The organism is Rhodococcus sp. IEGM 1302 (assembly GCF_030056935.1).
GTDB classification, from domain to species: domain Bacteria; phylum Actinomycetota; class Actinomycetes; order Mycobacteriales; family Mycobacteriaceae; genus Rhodococcus_F; species Rhodococcus_F qingshengii.
The window spans coordinates 1-1,402 of sequence record NZ_JASHKY010000063.1 but is presented as its reverse complement, the minus strand read 5'-3'; the positions used below and the strand labels follow the sequence as shown (position 1 = coordinate 1,402).

1 protein-coding gene is annotated in these 1,402 nt (G+C 59.1%); it reads left to right on the top strand.

Annotated elements, in window-relative coordinates:
* Positions 1–1,402: amino acid adenylation domain-containing protein (locus tag QM609_RS29115; protein ID WP_283337658.1), on the top strand; the 1,402-nt coding region annotated here is incomplete at both ends.

Below are 1,402 nucleotides of genomic sequence, written 5' to 3'. Positions count from 1 at the left end.
TATGCGACGGATCTGTTCGACGAGTCGACGGTTGCCTCATTTGCTGAACGATTCGGACGAATCCTCACCGCAGCAGCGGCGGATTCGGCTGTTCGCGTTGGCAGTATCGACGTACTTGCTGCTTCTGAGCGCAGCAAACTATTCGAGTGGTCCACTGGCCCCAGTGATGTGTCTGCAACCAAATCCTTGGTGGCGATGTTCGGTGATCAGGTTGAGCGGATTCCCGATTCGGTTGCTGTGGCATCTGATAGCGAATGTCTGACGTTTGCGCAACTTGACGCTCGCTCGAGTTCAGTCGCGGAACGGTTGATCGAAATCGGCGTAGGTCGGGACGATGTAGTCGCCTTGGTCGTACCGAGATCCATCGAATGGATAGTCGGGATGTTGGCGGTGTGGAAGTCCGGTGCGGCATACGGGCCGATAGATCCGTCGTATCCGCAGGATCGAATCGACGCGATTATTGCAGATACAGGCGCCCGATGCGCGCTTAGCGCGCAGCCCTTGGATCTGGCGGTCGACGTCCTGGTGTTCGATGACGTCCAGTTCGGCGTGGACGCTGACAGCGTGCGAGTGGATCACTGGCGGAACGCTGGTGCGGGGGACCGGTTGGGGTATGTCATTTCGACGTCAGGTTCGACGGGTCGTCCGAAGCCGACGTTGGTCCCGATGGCGGGTATTGAGAACACGGTGTCCTGGTATCGCAGCGAATTACCTCAGACCGGTGGCCTTTTGATCGCGTCGTCACCTAGTTTCGACTTGACGCAGAAGAATGTCTGGGCCGCACTGAGCAGTGGACGGACTGCGGTCCTTGCAGGTGAGGGGTTCGACCCTGACGCCATCGTTAGTCGCGTCGCGCAGGGTGACGTCACAGTGGTGAACATGTCGCCCAGCGCTTTCGAAGCGGTCGTGTCTTGTGACGACCAGTCTGCGCTGACCGCCCTGGACGTCGTGTTCCTCGGCGGCGAGTCGATCCGGCTTAATCGTCTGGGCGGCTTGTTGTCGAGCGGCGTGCGTGTGGTGAACAGTTACGGGCCAACGGAGGCGTCGGACGTAGTTTCATTCCACACGGTAACGGCACATGACACGGTCAGTGTTCCGATCGGCACGTCAGTGCCGAATGTAGATCTGTTCATCCTTGATCAGTCGTTGGGCCTCGTACCTCCGGGTGTAGTTGGCGAGTTGTACGTGGGCGGTGTCGGTGTCGGACGCGGATACGGAAAGCGCTCGGCGTTGACCGCCGAAAGATTTGTCGCCAGTCCCTTTGCTGTTCGGGGCTCGGGTGATGTGGGCTCAGGCAGTAGGTTGTACCGGACGGGTGACCTGGTCAAGTGGAACGCTCAGGGCGAATTGGAGTACATCGGTCGTTCGGATTTCCAGGTGAAGTTGCGTGGGCAACGTATCG